Below are 17,135 nucleotides of genomic sequence, written 5' to 3'. Positions count from 1 at the left end.
TCTATTATTGTTGAGCTAATTGGTTATAGGTGTCGGGATTACTTGTATATAATTCGTTACGTTCAGCGACACCCATTTTGTCGAATTGCTCTTTTGTAATGCCACCTGTAGGATTGCCACCATCTTCTGGTTTACGTCCTGTAGGTTTTGTTTCTGCAAATAAATAAGGCTTAGATTCACGCAAATTCTTTAATGCGTCATCTAAACCTTTTAATTTGCCATCGTCTTGCAATTCTAGGTCATCTGTTTTAATGAAAGCTAGAATATCGTCAGGATCGTTAGCATCTTTTGCTACTCCTAACTTGATTGCGTTATTCAATTGTGATTGTTGGTACTTGTCTTGCCAATCAGCGTTTGACTGTTTAAGTTGTTCGAGTTCTTTTTGAAACTCGCTATCTTGGTCTACTGATTTCTCTAACTTTTCAATTTGAGAATCACGGTTAGTAATTTCTTCTTTAAGGTCTTTAATTTCTGCGTTCTTATCATTAAGACGTGAACGTGGTACCATTCCAGAATTATTTTCCTCTATTGAGTCAATTACTTTCTGTTTGTCTATTTCACCATTCTCGAATTGAGTTAACACTGCGTTTAAGTCCATTTTCGTTTGCTCCTTTTACGAGTTTTACGTGCAACGCCACGAAGAATTTTTGCATAAAAAATAGACCTTTTAACGCCATGTCTAGGGCGAGTATTATTTACGTTTCATTCGCTCCCATTCTCTATAGGTAACAAATGGGATAACTTCACTTTTACCTTCATCATTTTTTGTACGTCTTACTGTAGGTAATTCATCGTCATCCATATAGAACATCAATGTACATCTACAATTAATATTCTCTTTAGCGCTATTTATACCTATAAACATATGTGGTGCTTGTCCTTTACAACCACTAGATTCAAATGAATCTTCTACGTCTACTGATTGCCCGTCTAAATGTTGGTGTGTATGACGTGTACGTGTATCTAATGTAGCTAACCACTTCTTTTTCATATCTAAACCATTATTCTTAGCATCCATTGCACTATCTAATGTAGCTTGCGATTGCGCTCTACCTAATTCGGTACGTGCAACTCTCATAGCTTGTTGTTTAGACATTTGCAATTCTTTTTCAATAGCTTGTGCTACCTTTGCATAACCATCACCATTCATCACACCTTGTGTAATGATAATACGTATTTTATCTAATACATTGTCACGGTGTTTCTGTAACGTAGGATCTAATTTAATCTTATCAATTGGTTGCTCAATAGCCTTTTCTACTTCTTTACTTCCTGGCAATTCAAAGTCCATTGGTATTTGACTTGCTTGCTCATATATATACATGCTAGTCATATGCTTTTCAATATAGGTTAGTTCTTGCGACTCTTTAATCTCTTTAGCTACTTCTACATATTCTTTCTTTGCCTGTTTTTCTATACGTGTAAGTAACTTGTTCATGCGATTAAACTTATTAAATTCAGTCCAAGTAACATAATCATCGCCCGATTGGTAACGTTCATACATTTCGGCTATATCTGCTTTGATAGAACGAATTAAACGTAAAAAAACAATATCTAAAGCCTTTAACGCTAAAGACAATAGATATTCCATATAGTTATCTGCGTCACTCTGGTTTCGTATCTTGACGTTTTTCTTTCGATTGTCCTTGTTGTTCTTCGCCATCAACGTCACCTTCTTCTTCGATTTGTTGTTCTTGATACTCTATGTGTTCTTGTTCCATACGTTCAAGCTCTGCTGTTGGATCAGTTACCCAAGGGTGATTAGTAACAAGTGTTTCTTTAGATAAGTATTGTGATTGCGCACCGATTTGAGATTGCTCTGATTCATTCATCATACGGTTGTAGTTGAATACTATTTCGATATCTTTAACTTCTACTTTAATATGATAGAAGTCAATCACATACCCTAATAACTCTTGTATAGCAACTTTTGTTTTGTTACGTAGTTTATTAGCTTTCAAGTCCAAGTTACCGTATAAAAATTTAAGTGCGATACCACTAGGGCTATTACCAAACTTATCTGTTTGGAAATCGACTGCTTGGCCAAATTCCATAAGATAAGCACGCATAATCTCTAAATACTCTTTAGTGCTTGCTACTGGTACTTCAACTTGTATAGTATCAACACCACCATTATCTCCATCTACATTAATTGCTTTGTAGTATTTAAGGTTACGCATAAACTCTTTTAAATCTTCACCCTCATAACCTTTAAGAATGTAGATTAATTCGGCAGATTCATCAAACATATTTTGTGTATCTGATAAACGTTTGTCTATAGCATCAATAATTGTTTTATACATGTGAATATCGCTTGTTTCTTCGGGATTATTCTTGAATGGGATAAATGGCACCTTGCCCCAGTTACCACCGTTAAAATGCGGTTGTACGTTGTTCTCACCATGATAATAATCTGGTATTAGTTGCTCATATTCTTTTACATAATAAGTAACTTCTGTATCAGTCCAATACTCAACCTTTTCTTCATCGTTAAGTGTGTAGAATCGAATGAACGCTTGTAACTTCTCACGTTCCTTATCAGTCCAAATAGGGATTGCTTGTTCTGCAGGTACTCTGAATAGTTTAAACTCCCCTTGTTCATCAATATAAGGTTGTAACCACTCAATACCTTTATTACTTGCAGCAGTTAATATATCAATTAGTTTGTTATCCCAGCGATTATCAAAGAATTCATCTAATTGTTTTGTAGCTTGTTCGTTATCACATGACAAAGTTATTGGATTACCTACTGTGTAACCAACTTTTTGGTCTACTAAGTTTTGATGGAAGTTAGTAGTGATACGCCAATCCGGTTTATCAATATCTACATTCCCATCTGCATCCAATTTTGCTTTGATATCTAGTATGTCACTCTTTTTGTCATAATAACGTTGACCGATAGTTATATCATTTATGTTTTGCTTATGATCATTGATTAATCTAACTATCATTTCTTCTTGTGTTTCATATTTAGGTTTGATTGCTTCTACAATACGTTCACCATATGGCTTTTCATTAGGTAAGTATATGTTAATCACCTTCTTATTTAAGTATAGATAATGCAGCTTGTTTCATATCACGTTCTAGTGCGTATCTTGTAGCATCTATACTGTGATTGTCTTTATCTTCTAATCTAGGTTTAATGTTGCCATCTTTGTCTGTTTCGTAATCTATGTTCTCAAACTCCCTAGCTATGTTAGGTGTTCGTTTAGGGTCAATTACAATAGCGTCTAAATCATCAAGCCACTGTTCACCGTATTCAACACTGTCTGGACCTTTTTTAACTGGTCTAACTTGTTTGATGCCATGTTCCTTTTTCAATTCTGCGATTGATTTAGGCTCTGCACTATCTGCATAGATATAATCTGATTGATAACCTTTCTTCCATAACCAGTTAGCAAACTCTCTATTACTAATCTGTACACCGTAATGTTCATCAATAGCGTATATTGTACGTTTCTTTTTATCGTAGTGCCAACTCACAAATGCTAAAGGATCAGCAGCGTATCCAAAATCCACAGCGTTACGTATATTATCAAAACTATCAATCATTTTTTGTGGTATTGATTCTATTCGTAAATTGTTAAACGGTACAACACCACTACCAATAGCTTCACCCATGTATTCCCATCTATAACGTAATTCATTTCGTTCTTTAGCACCTTCTGCCTCTTGTATAAACTGTTTAGATATAAACGGATTATCTAAGTAGGTTGAGTGATGAACGAATGTGTTATCGGGTTGGAATGAAGTTTCGTATTTCTTATTAACCCACGACTGTTTTCGTTTAGGTGGGTTGTATGAGAAGAACATTTTATAATTTATCCCTTCCGGTAATTCCCCACGAACGATTGAGTTAGTTATAGTGGTTACTTCATCTTCTGTTTTAAACTCTGCTAATTCTTCAAACCACGCAACAGAAAAAGGGAATCTACTATCTTTCAAGGATTTTAAACGCTCTGGATTCTGCGCACCTCTAAAGATAATTCGATTCCCTCTAGGTATATATGTTATTTCCATTGGTGAAACTTTAACTTTGAATAAATGAGATACATGTTGTTCTTCGATAGCCCATTTAATTTGTTCAAACACTGAAGTTGCAAGCGTATTATCTGTTTTACGCACCACTACTGCATTTATAGGTTGTCGCATTATAAGTTGAACAATAATATGTGATATGTCAGATGACTTACCACTACCACGTCCACCTTTAGCTACGATATTCATTATATTTTTATCTTTGGTGGCGCGCCATAAATCATGAAAGTGTTTAGGTATAATGTCTGCTAAATCTATTTTTAACTCACCCATACAAACACCTACTCTATTGAATCTATAAATTCTGGTGTAATAGTTGCATTAATTTCTTTCCTATCCAAGTATGCACCATGAACTTTAAGGATATGATCTATTGACCTTTGTCTTTCTTCAAAGTCCGGTGTGATGGTATAAGTTGTTTCTCTATCGACTTCATTAGTTAAGTGGTCATATCGTTTACTGTATGCTTGTTGTGGCTCGCCACGAGCAATTGATGCAGAAATAGCTAAAGCTTCTGTAACACCCATTAAACTTTCTTCCTGTGCTTGTTCTATGCGTTCTTTAATGTATTTTTTAATTGTAGTATTTTGTAGTAGTTTAGTTGCGTTGGTATTAGCTTTGTTTTTTGAATAACCAGCTTTCACATATGCGTCTGTAGCATTACCACTTTTAATATATTCATCTGCAAATCTTTGTTGCTTAATATTTAATTCAGTCATCGTATACTACCACCCACTTTACGTTATTCACTCTAATTATTTTCATAAAAAAAGACATCATTTTAATGTCTTTTGTATACATCTATTAAATTTATGATTTTATTTTCAACTTTCTTTCTATTTTTATCAAGTGTTTGCAAGTCATGTGCAATCTCTTTTTCGGTTTTATTAAATATTTCCAAATTGTGATTATAAACACCTTCAGGAGAAATACTCCAAACTGTGCTTTTCTTTTTTATTTCACCTTTGGTAATCATTAATTCATCACCATGTGTAATATCGTTTCTATATTTTCTAGTTCTTCTATTCTTTTCGACAGGTAATTTAGGATAACCCATTTTATGTAGTTTCAATTTATTATATTCTTTTCTGTAATCTTCTATAGAATATCCATTGTATTTTTTTACTTTATCCCCCATCAATTTTTCATCATTTACCTTTTGTGTAAATATATAAATTTTAATCAGTATATCTTCTGAAGTAGCTATCATTCTAATAATACTGCTCATATGATATAGCACTTCTACACCTAGAGAAAACGATTTATCATTATAACCTTTTTTTCGATAAGTCTTTAACGTTCTTTCAAATTCGTTCAAAGCTACCACTAAGACATAATAATTATCATCATATACTTGCATTAATTTATATAAAGTACCCTCGTTATCATCTCGTGGTAGTTTATCTTTAAATAAGTCATTATAAACTAAAAGAAATTGATTATTACTCATGAATCCATCTCCCAATTTTTTTAATACGTTTATTATACAACAAAAAGGCACCCACTTTTAAGCGAGTGCCATAAACGTCTTCTTTTCTTAGGAGGAAGTAACGTTTTAGTTTAATAGAAAAATAAGAAAAATTAATAGATGGAGAGAAGGAGAAACTCTCCGTCAGGCTCCTGTCCTGATAATACTAATATAATACGTTTTTAGGTGGACTTACATATACCAAAAGTCCGTTTATACATAACCTATGTGTCTAGCTAATTTTTTAATTATTGCATCACGTCTACGAATAATTGAAGTTTTACTTGTTCCGAAGTAATCAGCTATATCTTCCCATTCATAACAGCCTATTGGACATTCCCAGTATCTCAACCGTATTAAATCAATAGTATCTTCATCTGCATTGTCTATTAACTTCTCAACACCCTTAACAATATTACGTAAATTGTTATAGTAACTATCACTAAGTTTTTTAATTGATTGTCTTTCTATTGGATTACCTGGAATATTACTTTTACTTGCACCAATGTTTTCTGGCTCATGATTTTCAAGCAACTCATACTCTCTTATTTTTAATTCCTTTTTGTATCTATCTATGTGTTTAATGTATTCTTCTAATTTTTTAATATCATGTTTCTCTATCGTTATCATCGGATGCCCCCACCATTAATATTGATATTTCCATGAATCTTCGTGATAATCTTTCGGCTGATCTATCTCATCATTGGCAGATAATTTAATTAGTATTTCATTCGTAACGTATTTGCTTAGTTCGTAAAGTGCTATGATTAGTAATGTTTTAAGTATTTTCATTGGTCACTGTCCTTTCTATATATGCTACCTTTTAACGCTCTACTAATTGGACCGTTATTAAAACTAGAAGGTACTACACTTAATAATCCTTTGGGTTTCTTTACCATTTCCAACGCCTCTTCCTTACTCTCTGCCTCAATCACAGTGTATGATTCATTCTCCTTAGCTCTGGTTACATCAAAGAATACTTCACCTGTTGTGTGGTGTGTTTTGCGTACTAGGAATTGCATTACACGACACCTCTTTCATAAATTGAAGTGCTTGCATACATAACAAGTAATGTAAACAATTCACTGCTAACTCCTAAACTTCTAAAAGAATAAGGTTCATGCACGAATACCCAAGCGTTAGGATGTTTCTCATCCTTATGTGTAATAAGCAGTTTAACTTTACGGTTATTTACATTTTTATATGACCAATTCAATTTGTAGCCTAGTAGCTCGACTGATTTAATAAACTCTATTGTTGTCATCCACACTTACTCCTTACCTAAGATTATTCGTACACGTTCGAGTATGTCTTTATGTTTAATATGGTCTATTTCGCCCACTTTAGATTTATAGGTCTGATTCTTTGATGAATGTTCCATTGATTGTCTTTCCTTTTCTTCCTTTGATTTCGTCATACGCGTACTGTAAACACTCCTCTAACGACCAACCATGCTGTTGTGCCAATATAATTAAAGTAACGACTGTATCGCCTATACCGTCTTTTAAGTCGTCTAGTTTGTTACGTGATAATGCTGCACCAACTTCGCCAGCTTCTTCATAGAATTTCAATGCTTGTCTATCTGAATTACCTTTGTCTAGGTTTTTATCTATACTCCATTGTTCTACTTGTTTGATTAATTGACCAGTTGAGTTTAATTTAATTAAATTAGGATTTATCACAATCAATTCCTTTACATCTATTTCCATCAAATTAGCTATTGGAAGTAAAATACTATTGATAGTTTGTTTTGTTATTTGCTCACCGTGTATCACTCTAGATATATGAGTTCGAGCAACACCTGTTTTCATAACTATATCGTTCATCGTAATCCCCATAATCTTTTTTAGTTCTTTAAATCTATCTATATTCACCTTACATAAGTAATCACATTCGTTTCTCATCTACTCGTCCTCCAAATAATTTCTGATTAATGTATACATTTCGTAAGCGAACAATCCATCGTCATAATATCCATATCTATTTTCAGATAACGGTAAATCGTTTCCATATATACTTGATGTATCTATATGTTGAGAATGTAATTCCAATACTTTATCAAACGCCTTAGCTTTAGCATATAAATCATCTAATCCGATTTTTATATCTCTTTCTGTTTCTTCTGAACAATTAGACTCTAGCACTATTTTCCAAAGGTCTATTCCAAATGTCATATCTACTCACCCTCCTTAATCCCAATACCATCCAACTTCGCTCTAAAATACTTATACGTGCTGCTCGATGGTTTGTTGCCGATGTGTTGGGAGATTTCATTATTTAATGCTTTGTGTTGTTGCCGTTGTTCAAAGTAAGTGTCTGATTGTAAACGTAACGCTTTATTTTCTTTATCTAAATCATCTACTGTATTCATAAGTAAGGCATTACGTTTTTTAAAATCATGATTCCCCCGTTCCAACCTACTAACCTTTGCTTTATACCAAGACAAGTCGTCGATAAGGCTGTTTCGTTCTGCTATCATTTTGTTATATTGTTCTGATAGCTTTTCATAATCTTTAACTGTGTTATTCACTCGCCATCACTCCTTTTAATTTATTTAACACTTTCCTGTTATGTGCTTTATCTTCTGGTAACACTGCCATGACAATGCTACGTGGATTAATCGAGTATAAGAAACCTCGAACTCCGTAATCTCTTAGTAGCTTTGCCATTTCGACAGTATTTCTGCCTTTCGTATCAATTTTGTACTTAACTTTGATAGTGTCGGATAGGATCATGATAATTTATATTTCTCCATTACAATGTCGTACTTCTCAATAAATTTATATCTGTCTTGGTGTAACTTCTCACTCCACTGTGTATATTCATCCATTGCTTTAAGTTGTTCAATTAATCCTTTTATTTCTCTCTGCGTCTGTTCAGCGGCAGCCACCGCTTTCCAGTATCTACTTGTACCAACTTCTGCCTCATAACTTGTGTTACTATATTTCAAGAATTGTTTATATGTTTTATCAGCTCTTTGAAATAATGATTTAACAATCAAGTCGGAATTTTTTAGTAGTATGTCGTTAGGTGTCATTTACTTCACATCCCAATTCTCATACGCACGCTCGATGTACCATTTAGCCTTAGCCACATCTTCTTTACCATTCTTATGTGGGGAACGTGCTAAATATTTAATCGCATTACCAATGTGATAAGCTACGTTAGGATTGTAATGTTTCGTTACCTGCTCTATGAAATCTATTACCTCTATATCACCGTAGTTATAATGTGATGGGTGGTTGACTGTATCGTTACGCTTACGTTGTTGTACGTCGTTGGATTGGACAAATCTTTCTCTGTAATCTTTCTCTAATAAGTGTGCTTCATTTGGTCGAACTTTAATCCATTCGCTGCTGTTTTGTTTAATAGAATCTGTTTTCCCATTTAACAATTCCAACTCAATTCTTGTATCGTTATCTACACTTTTTTCAGCTTGCAATCCTATTAAACCACTGACTTTACCAAATCTTTCTTGACCATTATTTTCAACGTATTGAATCCAATCACCTACATTTAATTTTCTAAACCTCTTTTCACTCATACACTCTGTCTTACCTTCGATACTCTTACTCCATAACTCAAAATCGTTATCGTCTGTGATATCGTATAAGTTGCCTAACGAATTGATAGTAGCTACATTGTCGTTATCATCATTGAACACTATTTCTTCCACACGTCCAACAACTGTCATACCTTCGCTGTATTCACTCTTACCCATGCCATAAACAATTACGTATTGATCTAAGTCTAAATCTCTAATCTTCATCTACCTAGCCACCTCTGCACACTTAAATTTATAACTATTCCATAAATACTTCGCATACTTACTTTCACTATGTTGTTGCTCTACATTAAATAAATGCGGCTTTTGCTTTCTTAAAAGTTCTTCTTTATACTTTGCTTTCGCCTCTGAAGTATCTTCTTCCTTATCTAGTGTGTTTTGTAATGATCTATACTCATCCACATCCATTCTCTTAGGTACATGGCATGCCTCATTTAAAGACCAACCTCTGACAATTCGATTTCTAATACCTTCACTTGATAATCCGTTACGTTCCATAGCTTTAAAGTTGTCGCCTAATATGTCGTATTCAACACGATTAGCTGTTATTGTTAACATTGTTTTCGTCCTCCTAATAATCCTTAACTTGTACGTCTGATACTTTTCTGAATTTAATATCTTCAAACCCTAGTAACTCTGGGTTATTTTTATATTTCTCCGCTACTTTATCTGCTTCACGTTCCTGAATTGCTTCCATGTCGTAATTGTCTGCCACAGGTACCGTCACTTCCTGTTCAACTTCCACTTTTATTTGTAGTGTGATTGTTTGTTCCGTTGTAATCACTTCGCTTTCTTGCGTTCTCGTCTAGCCTTAATTAAATCTTCATACGTGATCCACTCTAGTCCTGTGTATTTAGGCGCTTTACATATCCACGTTAGCTTTACATCGGGATATAAGTATCTAAAGAACTTAGCTTTTAACTTAGCTGTTTCAGTGGCCATACCTTTCACGTCTATTACTTCGATTAACTTCCCTTCACTCAACAGTGCAAAGTCTGCGATATATTCTGATTTACGCTGTTTACCTATTTTAGGTATTAGTTCGTATCTTGGTTGCACTTCTATTTCATCGAATCCATCTATATGCAATCGATTTTCTAAATGTTTGTAATACTCACATTCGACTGTGCTATCAAACACAATCCCTTTATATTCAACTTTCTTAGCGTTGTACTTACTCATTCCGTCACTCCTACAGATCAAATATATTTAACTGCGAACCTAACTCTTGTTCGTAAAATAAATTGTGTACTGCTTTGAAATTTAATAATTCGTCATCAGTCATATTCTTAACTCCACCCGAGAAGTAAGCGCCAGTTATATTTCCGACGCTATTCACATTTGGTGACAATGGTAATACAGATACTGCTTTTTCATCGTTATCTCGGTATAAGTAATATTTGTTCTTGCTACCTTCAATTAATCCCATTTATATTCACACCTTTATAGTTTTTAAAGATAATATTCTTATTTTCTTCGTAATCATCAAAGGGCGTTAAACGCCCATTTTCACGCAATATCTTAATTGTGTAACCTAACTCAAGTAAACACGATTGAACGTCTGTATCGCCCTTGTATGTTTCTCTGTATAGGTACCCCAGTAATGTTTGGAATTGTCCTATGCTCATGTGAAAAACCTCTGCGTTTTCTTATAAAATTCAAACTCAATCACACCAGTTTCACCATCTTTATTTTTAGCGATGTTACACTCAACAATTGACTTACCAGAATCGTCCACATCTTCTTGCTCGTAATAGTCATCTCGATACAACATCATTGCCATACTTGCGTCTGCTTCAATACCACCGGATTCTTTCATATCCGATAACATTGGGCGTTTGTCATTTCGAGATTCAACACCACGATTTAACTGTGAAAGCACTACGATGATTGCGCCTGTTTCGTTCGCTATGATTTTCAAGTCACGTGATATCTTTTCAACTGCAACTCGTCTATCAACATTCGTATCTGTTTCCATAAGTTGTAAGTAATCAATGAATATAACTTGTGGCTTATCGCTATGTTTCATTGCTTGAGATCTAATGTCTTGAGGCGTTGTTGTACTATCATCATTAATATTGATTCCTAATTTAAGAATTTGGTCTATCGCATCTGTTAATTTGGTTAATTCATCTGGTGTTAAGTCTTGTACATTCTTAATGCGATTCAACTCAATGCCTGTGATAGTTGCTAACAGTCTTTGCAATACGTTTTTACCTGTTGTTTCGATACTAAAGAATGATGTTTGGTGTCCTTGCTTGGCTATGTTCCATAACATGTTTAAAGCAAAACCAGTTTTACCTACACTAGGTCGTGCAGCGATAACTATTAATTGGCTTGGTTCAAACCCTCCAATCTTATAATCCATAAGTTGATACTTTGTTTTCACACGTTCTACTGGTTCATCACTATATAAATCTTCAACTAACTGCTTAGCATAGCGTTGCGTACCATCTTCTTTTTTAGTTGCGATACTCGTTAAATATTTAAGTTGTTCCACCATTTCATTAAATGTTTCTGGTGTAGCAGATTGTTTGAAGTCATCAGCAAGTTGGTTTGCTTTAATGATTTGATAATTCTGCAATAAATCTTGTTGGTATCTTTCAAAGAATCCGTAACCAATAAAATCTGTTTTGTATAGTTGACCAATTACATCATTGTTTAGAAATTCTTTATCTTTAATACTTTTCAGATATATCTCATTCAAATCAACTTTGCCTTGATCTAGCACATATTCCATGAACCCTTTAAAATGTTCGTTTTGGAACATATAAGGCTTTACTCTTAGCTTCTCTAACAAATCAGGTTTCTGTAATAGACTGGCAATGACTGTACTTTCTATTTCGTATTGCTCATTAATCAATGTCATCACCTCTATCAAATTCTGCTACCTTACGTCTGAATTGTTCTAACGCCTGTTTACGTTGTCTAACATAGTCTGGGTCGTTATCCATCTTCCATCTATGCAGCTTAGTTTCTTCATCTGGTTCATCATCTTTAAATGTCTTAGGAAACTTACGCATAATATTAGGTATTTTAGGTGGATAGACGTTGCCATCTTTTATATATTTCTTAGCCATCTTCATTGATGGTTCGTAATCGCCATCTTCACATAAGAAGTTAATCCACAAATTGAATTTAGTATCATTCAATTCCATGTTGTATACATTGGCTAACATCTCAATGATTTCGAAAGCTTCTTTTTTAGTCATTGACATGGTTTATCCTCCCATTAATTCTTGACGTTTCCTTTCGAGGAAGTCATCCGTTTCTTTTTTAGGCTGCTTACGTTTTTTAGGCACTACTTTAGCCTTAGCTTTTTCCACTGTATCGATACCTTCTTTATTCCAATTCTTTAATATAGTTATTAGGTATGGTATCCCTTTGTTTTTCTCTTTACAGTAATCAACAGCTGCCTTAGTTATTTCATAAGTATCATCTTTTATTAGATTGATCTCGTATTCTAGGTTTTCAATTTGTAATGGATTTCTTATCATTTCTAATTCTTTAGTTATATATTTAAATGTTTCGTCAACGTGTAGACTCTCTGTAGAAGTCTCTGTGTAGTCTATGGTATTGGTTTGCTCATTTTGAGCATCTCCATTTGCTCTTTTTGACTCATTCGTTTGCTCATTTTGAGCAACTCGTTTGCTCACACCTTCAAGAGTTAGATAATTGATTGAATACCACTTCGTTTTATCAAATCCAGCTTTGTTAAAATTACCTGTATAAAGTAAATCTTGCTTCTCTAAACTTGATATTGTTCGCCTCACTGTGACGTTACTCCAAAAAGGGAATTGCTCTTCCCAACTTTTGTAACTGTTGTATATCCACTTCTTACCTTCATGTGAATGTTTACTTGTATTCAACCAGTAATGCATTTGTTGAAGTATGATTGCTTCATTTAATCCAATTTGTTCTGCCAATTTAGGCAGCACTTGTATTGGATAATCATCAATTAATAACTTACTCATTTAGTTTTCAGTCCTTTCAACATTCTATTTAGTTTCTCGTCTACATCCACCCAACTATCAGTTAAATGATATTTACTATTGAAGCTATCCATACCAATCGTGTGCTGTTCTCTGTGATGACTTGAACATAATGCCAACACCTTATTACCGAAGTGTTCTATATTGCGTCTGTTACGTCCTCTACCTACTGCTTGATAATGTGCAAGTTCTGCATGTTTCCCACAAATAACACATTTCCTATTGATAGTAGCCATGTATAAGAATGTTCTATCGTTCTTGATAAGGTCACTCGTTTTAAATCTAAGTGGTATATCATTTTCAAATATCCATTCGATTGCTATATCTATAATTTGACCAGCTACTTTACGTGAACAATCAGCTAGTGATATTCGATTCTCATAGGCGTATAAGACACGAACGTATTCTTGGAATACATTCCTCATATAATCTTGTGGTTGCCCTGTATGAGCTTCTATATCGTTCATAAGCGCAAATATCTTTCTACGTTGCTTATCAGTTATTTTGTATGGATCTGTGATGCTTACTTCACATTCAACTTCTAACCCGTTATCTAATAATAAGAAGTCTTTATTTTCTAATGTCACACCCTCGATGACAGCTGTTATTGTGCCGTCATCTTGTTGGATGTAGTTTTTAATTATTGGCATTTAATCAGTCCAATCAGAACGGGAGATCGTCCGTATCTATATCTGCGTTACCGTTAGCAAAAGGGTTATCCTTATCAGGTGATTGTTGTGACTTAGCTTGTCCACTTTGTTGTTGAGATTGACCTTTAGATTGTGATTTAGGTTCCATGAATTGAACACTGTCCGCTACTACTTCGGTAACGAATATTCGTTTACCTTCATTATTTTCATAACTACGTGATTGCATACGACCATCAACACCAGCTAAATGACCTTTGAATAAATAGTTGTTTACATTTTCTGCTTGTTTACGAAAAACAACTACATTGATGAAGTCTGCTTCACGTTCACCTTGTGAATTTGTGAATGTTCTATTAACAGCTAAAGTAAAATTTGCAATACTCACTCCACTAGGTGTTGTTCTAAATTCTGGGTCCTTTGTTAATCTACCTACTAATACAACTCTATTTATCATTTTCATCATCCTTATCTAATTGTTTTAGTCCTGCATCTAGTTTCGCGTGTGCTTGTGCTATTTCTTTTTGCGATACTTTATTAATGTCCGATATACCTAACCAGCGCATTGTTTTGTCTAATGTTGCGTCACGGCCTTTTTCTTGCGAAATACTAACAAATTGATTAATCTTATCTTCTAATTCAGTTCTGTCGTTATCACTAGCATCTGGTGCATCCTCGCCCAAATATAAATAGTTTCCTAGACCAAATTGAGCTGCACATTTTACCATTACTCTTTTCATACTTTTGTTTATGTCGAAAGTTGTCGCTGATCCTTTAGGAATTGCTTGGTTTTTGTAATTTAATACTGGCAGCCACTCTCTTTTAGTAACGCCAAATAATGTGATTTCTACACAAACCATATAACCTTCATCTGTTTTTAAATAAGGTACGAAAATGTCGTCACGGTCACTGTCTGTATAAGGAAATTCTATGAATCTGTGTTGAAAATTTTCATCCATTTTTGTTAGCTCTTGCTGTACAAATGCCCAAGAAAGATAATTCAATCCATTTTTTTGTTCGACGTGTTCGTTTACGTTACGTGAATTAAGTTCGTTAAATTTTTCGATAAAGCTAGTCATCTTGTACCTCCTCGTATTCCGTTGTTTCTATGACCGTCTTTTTTATAGCTATGTGATGGTCCATGTTGATTTTTGCTTCTTCCATTCCGTCAAACTCCCTCGCTCTACTTCTGTTTGTGGAATAATTTGTGTCTGGATTAGCGTCACTAGGTTTGTTCGTTATATAAATTGGTATTTCTCTGTGCCGAATGATATAAGTTACCGTTTCCTTCGCCATTTGACGAAACACCTCTATTCCGTGTATATTTAATTTGTATATTTTGTAAATCGTTTGACTGTTAAGCGTTGGCGCGCTTAGCGGTCTTTTTTTCTGCGTAATAGCTATTCCAAAATACATAACTACCGATGAAACTTATAATGCTAAATGCAATACTGTAATGAAAATCGAATGTGATAAGTGCAAACAACATTGTGAATAGTATTGCAGTTAACCATGCTAAAATGTGTTTCATGTTATCCCTCCTTTATTTTTTCTTATTTTTTTGTTTAGCTCTTGCTTTTATTTCTTCATCGTACTCATCTAAAAATTGCAGCCATCTTCTACGATTGAATTTATATACGCCTTTTTCTCCTGGATTTGGCAATTGTGAAAATGGCTCAATTATTTTTCTTAGATAAGGATCTTCACAAATGTTTTTTACAATCCAATCGTTGTAAGTTGGATAAGCCTTCGCTGCTTCAGTTAACGTCATGTTTACTGGTTTACTATCCATTAACTCTTGATATTCAATTTTAGAAATAATCACATGCGTTTCTGGTACTGGAACAGTAACCTGTAGTGTTTGAGACATTTAAATCACTCCTTTCATCCGTTTACTCTTATATTTCAATTCGTTCTATGCTAATCTTTCTAAAATTCCATAATCACCATGTCTTGTAGCTGTATCAATTTGGCTGTCAGTAAGCCTTAAATAATTTTTAGACAAACTATCTAATGTTGCATTTCGAACAAGTTGCATTGCATTTTCAAAATCTACATGCTTTATAGTGGTATATGTGATTGAGTTGAAATGTTTATTTAATAAACTGTATAAACCCTTCATGAAATGACAACGCTTTTTGTGATAAAGTTCATTTGAAACTTTCTCTTCAAAATACTGATTTGCTAATTGATACGACTTTTCCATGACATTAGCTTTGATAAATTTACATTCACCATGAGTAAGTGTTAGGTTTTTCTCTAACTTTTCAAAGCGAGTATCCAATTTCTGTTCTGTATCTATCATTTTGTTTTCAAAAACGTCCATCTTTTGTTCGTTTTCTTCCATTTTCTTTTCGTGTTCTACCATTTTGTTTAATAATTCCCTGCTAAATTCTGCTTGTTGTACTAATTGATCTGCTTGTCTTCTACTGATATCAATTAAATTTTTAGACATCGATTACATCTCCTTTGTTAATTTGTCTGTTTAGTTTTTTGGATAAATCGAGTAAATCATCTGCAATCTTTTTAATAGGTTTAATCGCATACTCATTACTCAAAATGTACTCATCATGGATAAAGTAAGTCATAGGTGCTATTTCTTTGATAAGCGCTTCACTTTTTTTAACAAGGTCATACACTTCTTTCTGAGCTTTTAATCTACGTTGTCCATCGTCTAATTTTCTGTTCATATCGCCCAACGCTTTATTCAATTCATCATATTTTTGTGATTTCTTACTCACTTCATCTCTGCGTTGTTCCATTTCCTTGATGTCTTTTTCTAACTTCTCATTACGTTGTTCTATAAGTTTTTGATGATGACGAGATTGTACTAGAGCTTCTTTTGTTTGTTGATAATCCTCTGGTTCCATGTACTTCTCAACAACTTCAGGATCCCTATTCAGTTCATCTTCAAGTTGCTTACGTGCAATTGATTCAGAACGTTGTGCTTGTTCCAATTGGGATTGGAGTTGTGATTTTTCTTGTTCTAATGATTCCTTTTTTTGTTGAAGTTGTTTGTATTCTTTGTTGGTAGTAATATCTCCGTCTAAGACTTTTTGTTTTAACTCTTCAGGCACATTCTTTTTCATTATTTCTTTTTGTAGTGATTTAGGTGCATTAAGAAAATTATCTTTTTGAACGTTGTCCAGATTTGTGGACAACTCTACTAAATTGATATAGTAGTAAACTTGATGTTTATTTAATCCACCACTTTCAAACCATTTATAAAAAACTCCTTTATCGTGATTAGCCAACTTGTCTTGCGCCTTCTTTAACTCTCGACCGATTTTGATACGAGCGTCTTCAGCTATACCATTAATAGTGTATTCACGTTCTTTTAAAAATTCTGCTGTATTATTATCTACTAACGAATAATCAAACGTTTCATTCATATGTTCAATTTCAAACAATGGTTATCCCTCCTT

The 17,135-nt window shown here is 33.9% G+C and carries 31 protein-coding genes and 1 pseudogene; all 32 read right to left on the bottom strand.

What is annotated here, in order from left to right; genetic code table 11:
- Positions 1-4: 4 nt before the first annotated feature.
- The 32 genes and pseudogenes from ACM595_RS00535 to ACM595_RS00380 all read right to left on the bottom strand — a co-directional run bounded on the left by ACM595_RS00535 (position 5) and on the right by ACM595_RS00380 (position 17,120).
- On the bottom strand, positions 5-598 hold the full coding sequence (locus ACM595_RS00535) for a phage scaffolding protein (protein ID WP_419744393.1): 594 nt from the start codon (positions 596-598) through the stop codon (positions 5-7).
- Between the two features lie 93 nt (positions 599-691).
- Positions 692-1,591: a phage minor head protein gene (locus tag ACM595_RS00530; protein ID WP_419744392.1), complete on the bottom strand. Its 900-nt coding sequence runs from the start codon at positions 1,589-1,591 to the stop codon at positions 692-694.
- A gap of 13 nt (positions 1,592-1,604) precedes the next feature.
- Positions 1,605-3,038 (bottom strand): phage portal protein, encoded by a 1,434-nt coding sequence (locus ACM595_RS00525; RefSeq protein WP_419744391.1) that lies wholly within the window; start codon positions 3,036-3,038, stop codon positions 1,605-1,607.
- Positions 3,039-3,042: 4 nt separating this feature from the next.
- A complete protein-coding gene (locus tag ACM595_RS00520) occupies positions 3,043-4,311 on the bottom strand; it encodes a PBSX family phage terminase large subunit (protein ID WP_419744390.1) in 1,269 nt (422 codons plus the stop codon).
- 8 nt (positions 4,312-4,319) lie between these two features.
- Positions 4,320-4,757 carry a terminase small subunit gene (locus tag ACM595_RS00515; RefSeq protein WP_419744389.1) on the bottom strand — a complete coding sequence of 146 codons (438 nt, stop codon included), beginning with the start codon at positions 4,755-4,757 and terminating at the stop codon, positions 4,320-4,322.
- A 62-nt stretch (positions 4,758-4,819) separates the two neighbouring features.
- The gene (locus ACM595_RS00510) at positions 4,820-5,488 is read right to left on the bottom strand and encodes a hypothetical protein (RefSeq protein ID WP_419744388.1); all 669 of its coding nucleotides are present in this window, start codon (positions 5,486-5,488) and stop codon (positions 4,820-4,822) included.
- A gap of 231 nt (positions 5,489-5,719) precedes the next feature.
- Positions 5,720-6,136: a transcriptional regulator gene (locus ACM595_RS00505; RefSeq protein ID WP_419744387.1), complete on the bottom strand. Its 417-nt coding sequence runs from the start codon at positions 6,134-6,136 to the stop codon at positions 5,720-5,722.
- Positions 6,137-6,151: 15 nt separating this feature from the next.
- Entirely contained in the window at positions 6,152-6,298 is a 147-nt protein-coding gene (rinB, locus tag ACM595_RS00500; RefSeq protein WP_419744386.1) for a transcriptional activator RinB, read from the bottom strand.
- A complete protein-coding gene (locus ACM595_RS00495) occupies positions 6,295-6,528 on the bottom strand; it encodes a DUF1381 domain-containing protein (RefSeq protein WP_419744385.1) in 234 nt (77 codons plus the stop codon). The genes rinB and ACM595_RS00495 overlap by 4 nt, the downstream gene beginning before the upstream one ends.
- The gene (locus tag ACM595_RS00490) at positions 6,528-6,770 is read right to left on the bottom strand and encodes a hypothetical protein (protein WP_419744384.1); all 243 of its coding nucleotides are present in this window, start codon (positions 6,768-6,770) and stop codon (positions 6,528-6,530) included. The genes ACM595_RS00495 and ACM595_RS00490 overlap by 1 nt, the downstream gene beginning before the upstream one ends.
- A gap of 85 nt (positions 6,771-6,855) precedes the next feature.
- A complete protein-coding gene (locus ACM595_RS00485) occupies positions 6,856-7,215 on the bottom strand; it encodes a MazG-like family protein (RefSeq protein ID WP_419744485.1) in 360 nt (119 codons plus the stop codon).
- Positions 7,216-7,410: 195 nt separating this feature from the next.
- The gene (locus tag ACM595_RS00480) at positions 7,411-7,680 is read right to left on the bottom strand and encodes a hypothetical protein (RefSeq protein WP_210146124.1); all 270 of its coding nucleotides are present in this window, start codon (positions 7,678-7,680) and stop codon (positions 7,411-7,413) included.
- A gap of 2 nt (positions 7,681-7,682) precedes the next feature.
- Positions 7,683-8,036, bottom strand: coding sequence for a hypothetical protein (locus tag ACM595_RS00475; RefSeq protein ID WP_419744383.1), 354 nt, complete (start codon positions 8,034-8,036; stop codon positions 7,683-7,685).
- Positions 8,029-8,175 carry a hypothetical protein gene (locus ACM595_RS00470; RefSeq protein ID WP_419744382.1) on the bottom strand — a complete coding sequence of 49 codons (147 nt, stop codon included), beginning with the start codon at positions 8,173-8,175 and terminating at the stop codon, positions 8,029-8,031. The genes ACM595_RS00475 and ACM595_RS00470 overlap by 8 nt, the downstream gene beginning before the upstream one ends.
- 62 nt (positions 8,176-8,237) lie before the next feature.
- Positions 8,238-8,543, bottom strand: coding sequence for a DUF1140 family protein (locus ACM595_RS00465; RefSeq protein ID WP_419744381.1), 306 nt, complete (start codon positions 8,541-8,543; stop codon positions 8,238-8,240).
- Positions 8,544-8,759, bottom strand: a pseudogene (locus ACM595_RS00460) (DUF3310 domain-containing protein); the annotation flags it as partial.
- A 516-nt stretch (positions 8,760-9,275) separates the two neighbouring features.
- Positions 9,276-9,629 carry an SA1788 family PVL leukocidin-associated protein gene (locus tag ACM595_RS00455; RefSeq protein WP_419744380.1) on the bottom strand — a complete coding sequence of 118 codons (354 nt, stop codon included), beginning with the start codon at positions 9,627-9,629 and terminating at the stop codon, positions 9,276-9,278.
- A gap of 13 nt (positions 9,630-9,642) precedes the next feature.
- Positions 9,643-9,855 carry a hypothetical protein gene (locus ACM595_RS00450; protein WP_419744379.1) on the bottom strand — a complete coding sequence of 71 codons (213 nt, stop codon included), beginning with the start codon at positions 9,853-9,855 and terminating at the stop codon, positions 9,643-9,645.
- A complete protein-coding gene (locus tag ACM595_RS00445) occupies positions 9,852-10,253 on the bottom strand; it encodes a DUF1064 domain-containing protein (protein WP_069822265.1) in 402 nt (133 codons plus the stop codon). The genes ACM595_RS00450 and ACM595_RS00445 overlap by 4 nt, the downstream gene beginning before the upstream one ends.
- Before the next feature lie 10 nt (positions 10,254-10,263).
- On the bottom strand, positions 10,264-10,500 hold the full coding sequence (locus tag ACM595_RS00440; RefSeq protein WP_129303566.1) for a DUF3269 family protein: 237 nt from the start codon (positions 10,498-10,500) through the stop codon (positions 10,264-10,266).
- On the bottom strand, positions 10,487-10,699 hold the full coding sequence (locus ACM595_RS00435; protein ID WP_419744378.1) for a hypothetical protein: 213 nt from the start codon (positions 10,697-10,699) through the stop codon (positions 10,487-10,489). The genes ACM595_RS00440 and ACM595_RS00435 overlap by 14 nt, the downstream gene beginning before the upstream one ends.
- Positions 10,696-11,931 carry a DnaB helicase C-terminal domain-containing protein gene (locus ACM595_RS00430; RefSeq protein WP_419744484.1) on the bottom strand — a complete coding sequence of 412 codons (1,236 nt, stop codon included), beginning with the start codon at positions 11,929-11,931 and terminating at the stop codon, positions 10,696-10,698. Before ACM595_RS00430 ends, ACM595_RS00435 begins: the two co-directional genes overlap by 4 nt.
- Positions 11,927-12,289, bottom strand: coding sequence for a hypothetical protein (locus ACM595_RS00425; RefSeq protein WP_419744377.1), 363 nt, complete (start codon positions 12,287-12,289; stop codon positions 11,927-11,929). The genes ACM595_RS00430 and ACM595_RS00425 overlap by 5 nt, the downstream gene beginning before the upstream one ends.
- Before the next feature lie 3 nt (positions 12,290-12,292).
- Positions 12,293-13,045 (bottom strand): DnaD domain protein, encoded by a 753-nt coding sequence (locus ACM595_RS00420; RefSeq protein WP_419744376.1) that lies wholly within the window; start codon positions 13,043-13,045, stop codon positions 12,293-12,295.
- Positions 13,042-13,713, bottom strand: coding sequence for a putative HNHc nuclease (locus ACM595_RS00415; protein ID WP_419744375.1), 672 nt, complete (start codon positions 13,711-13,713; stop codon positions 13,042-13,044). The genes ACM595_RS00420 and ACM595_RS00415 overlap by 4 nt, the downstream gene beginning before the upstream one ends.
- 13 nt (positions 13,714-13,726) lie before the next feature.
- Entirely contained in the window at positions 13,727-14,167 is a 441-nt protein-coding gene (gene ssb, locus ACM595_RS00410) for a single-stranded DNA-binding protein (RefSeq protein ID WP_419744374.1), read from the bottom strand.
- Positions 14,157-14,789 (bottom strand): DUF1071 domain-containing protein, encoded by a 633-nt coding sequence (locus tag ACM595_RS00405; RefSeq protein WP_419744373.1) that lies wholly within the window; start codon positions 14,787-14,789, stop codon positions 14,157-14,159. Before ACM595_RS00405 ends, ssb begins: the two co-directional genes overlap by 11 nt.
- The gene (locus ACM595_RS00400) at positions 14,782-15,006 is read right to left on the bottom strand and encodes a DUF2483 family protein (protein ID WP_326024551.1); all 225 of its coding nucleotides are present in this window, start codon (positions 15,004-15,006) and stop codon (positions 14,782-14,784) included. Before ACM595_RS00400 ends, ACM595_RS00405 begins: the two co-directional genes overlap by 8 nt.
- Before the next feature lie 61 nt (positions 15,007-15,067).
- Positions 15,068-15,241, bottom strand: coding sequence for a hypothetical protein (locus tag ACM595_RS00395; protein WP_419744372.1), 174 nt, complete (start codon positions 15,239-15,241; stop codon positions 15,068-15,070).
- A gap of 12 nt (positions 15,242-15,253) precedes the next feature.
- Entirely contained in the window at positions 15,254-15,580 is a 327-nt protein-coding gene (locus ACM595_RS00390) for a DUF771 domain-containing protein (RefSeq protein ID WP_210136401.1), read from the bottom strand.
- A 45-nt stretch (positions 15,581-15,625) separates the two neighbouring features.
- Positions 15,626-16,165, bottom strand: coding sequence for an ORF6C domain-containing protein (locus tag ACM595_RS00385; RefSeq protein WP_419744371.1), 540 nt, complete (start codon positions 16,163-16,165; stop codon positions 15,626-15,628).
- Complete coding sequence (locus tag ACM595_RS00380) at positions 16,158-17,120, bottom strand: hypothetical protein (RefSeq protein ID WP_419744370.1); 963 nt, start codon at positions 17,118-17,120, stop codon at positions 16,158-16,160. The genes ACM595_RS00385 and ACM595_RS00380 overlap by 8 nt, the downstream gene beginning before the upstream one ends.
- Between the last annotated feature and the right edge of the window lie 15 nt (positions 17,121-17,135).

This window comes from Staphylococcus sp. LKG3-1 (assembly GCF_048568385.1).
Classification (GTDB): Bacteria; Bacillota; Bacilli; order Staphylococcales; family Staphylococcaceae; genus Staphylococcus; species Staphylococcus saprophyticus.
This window is presented reverse-complemented; position numbering and strand designations above follow the sequence as displayed.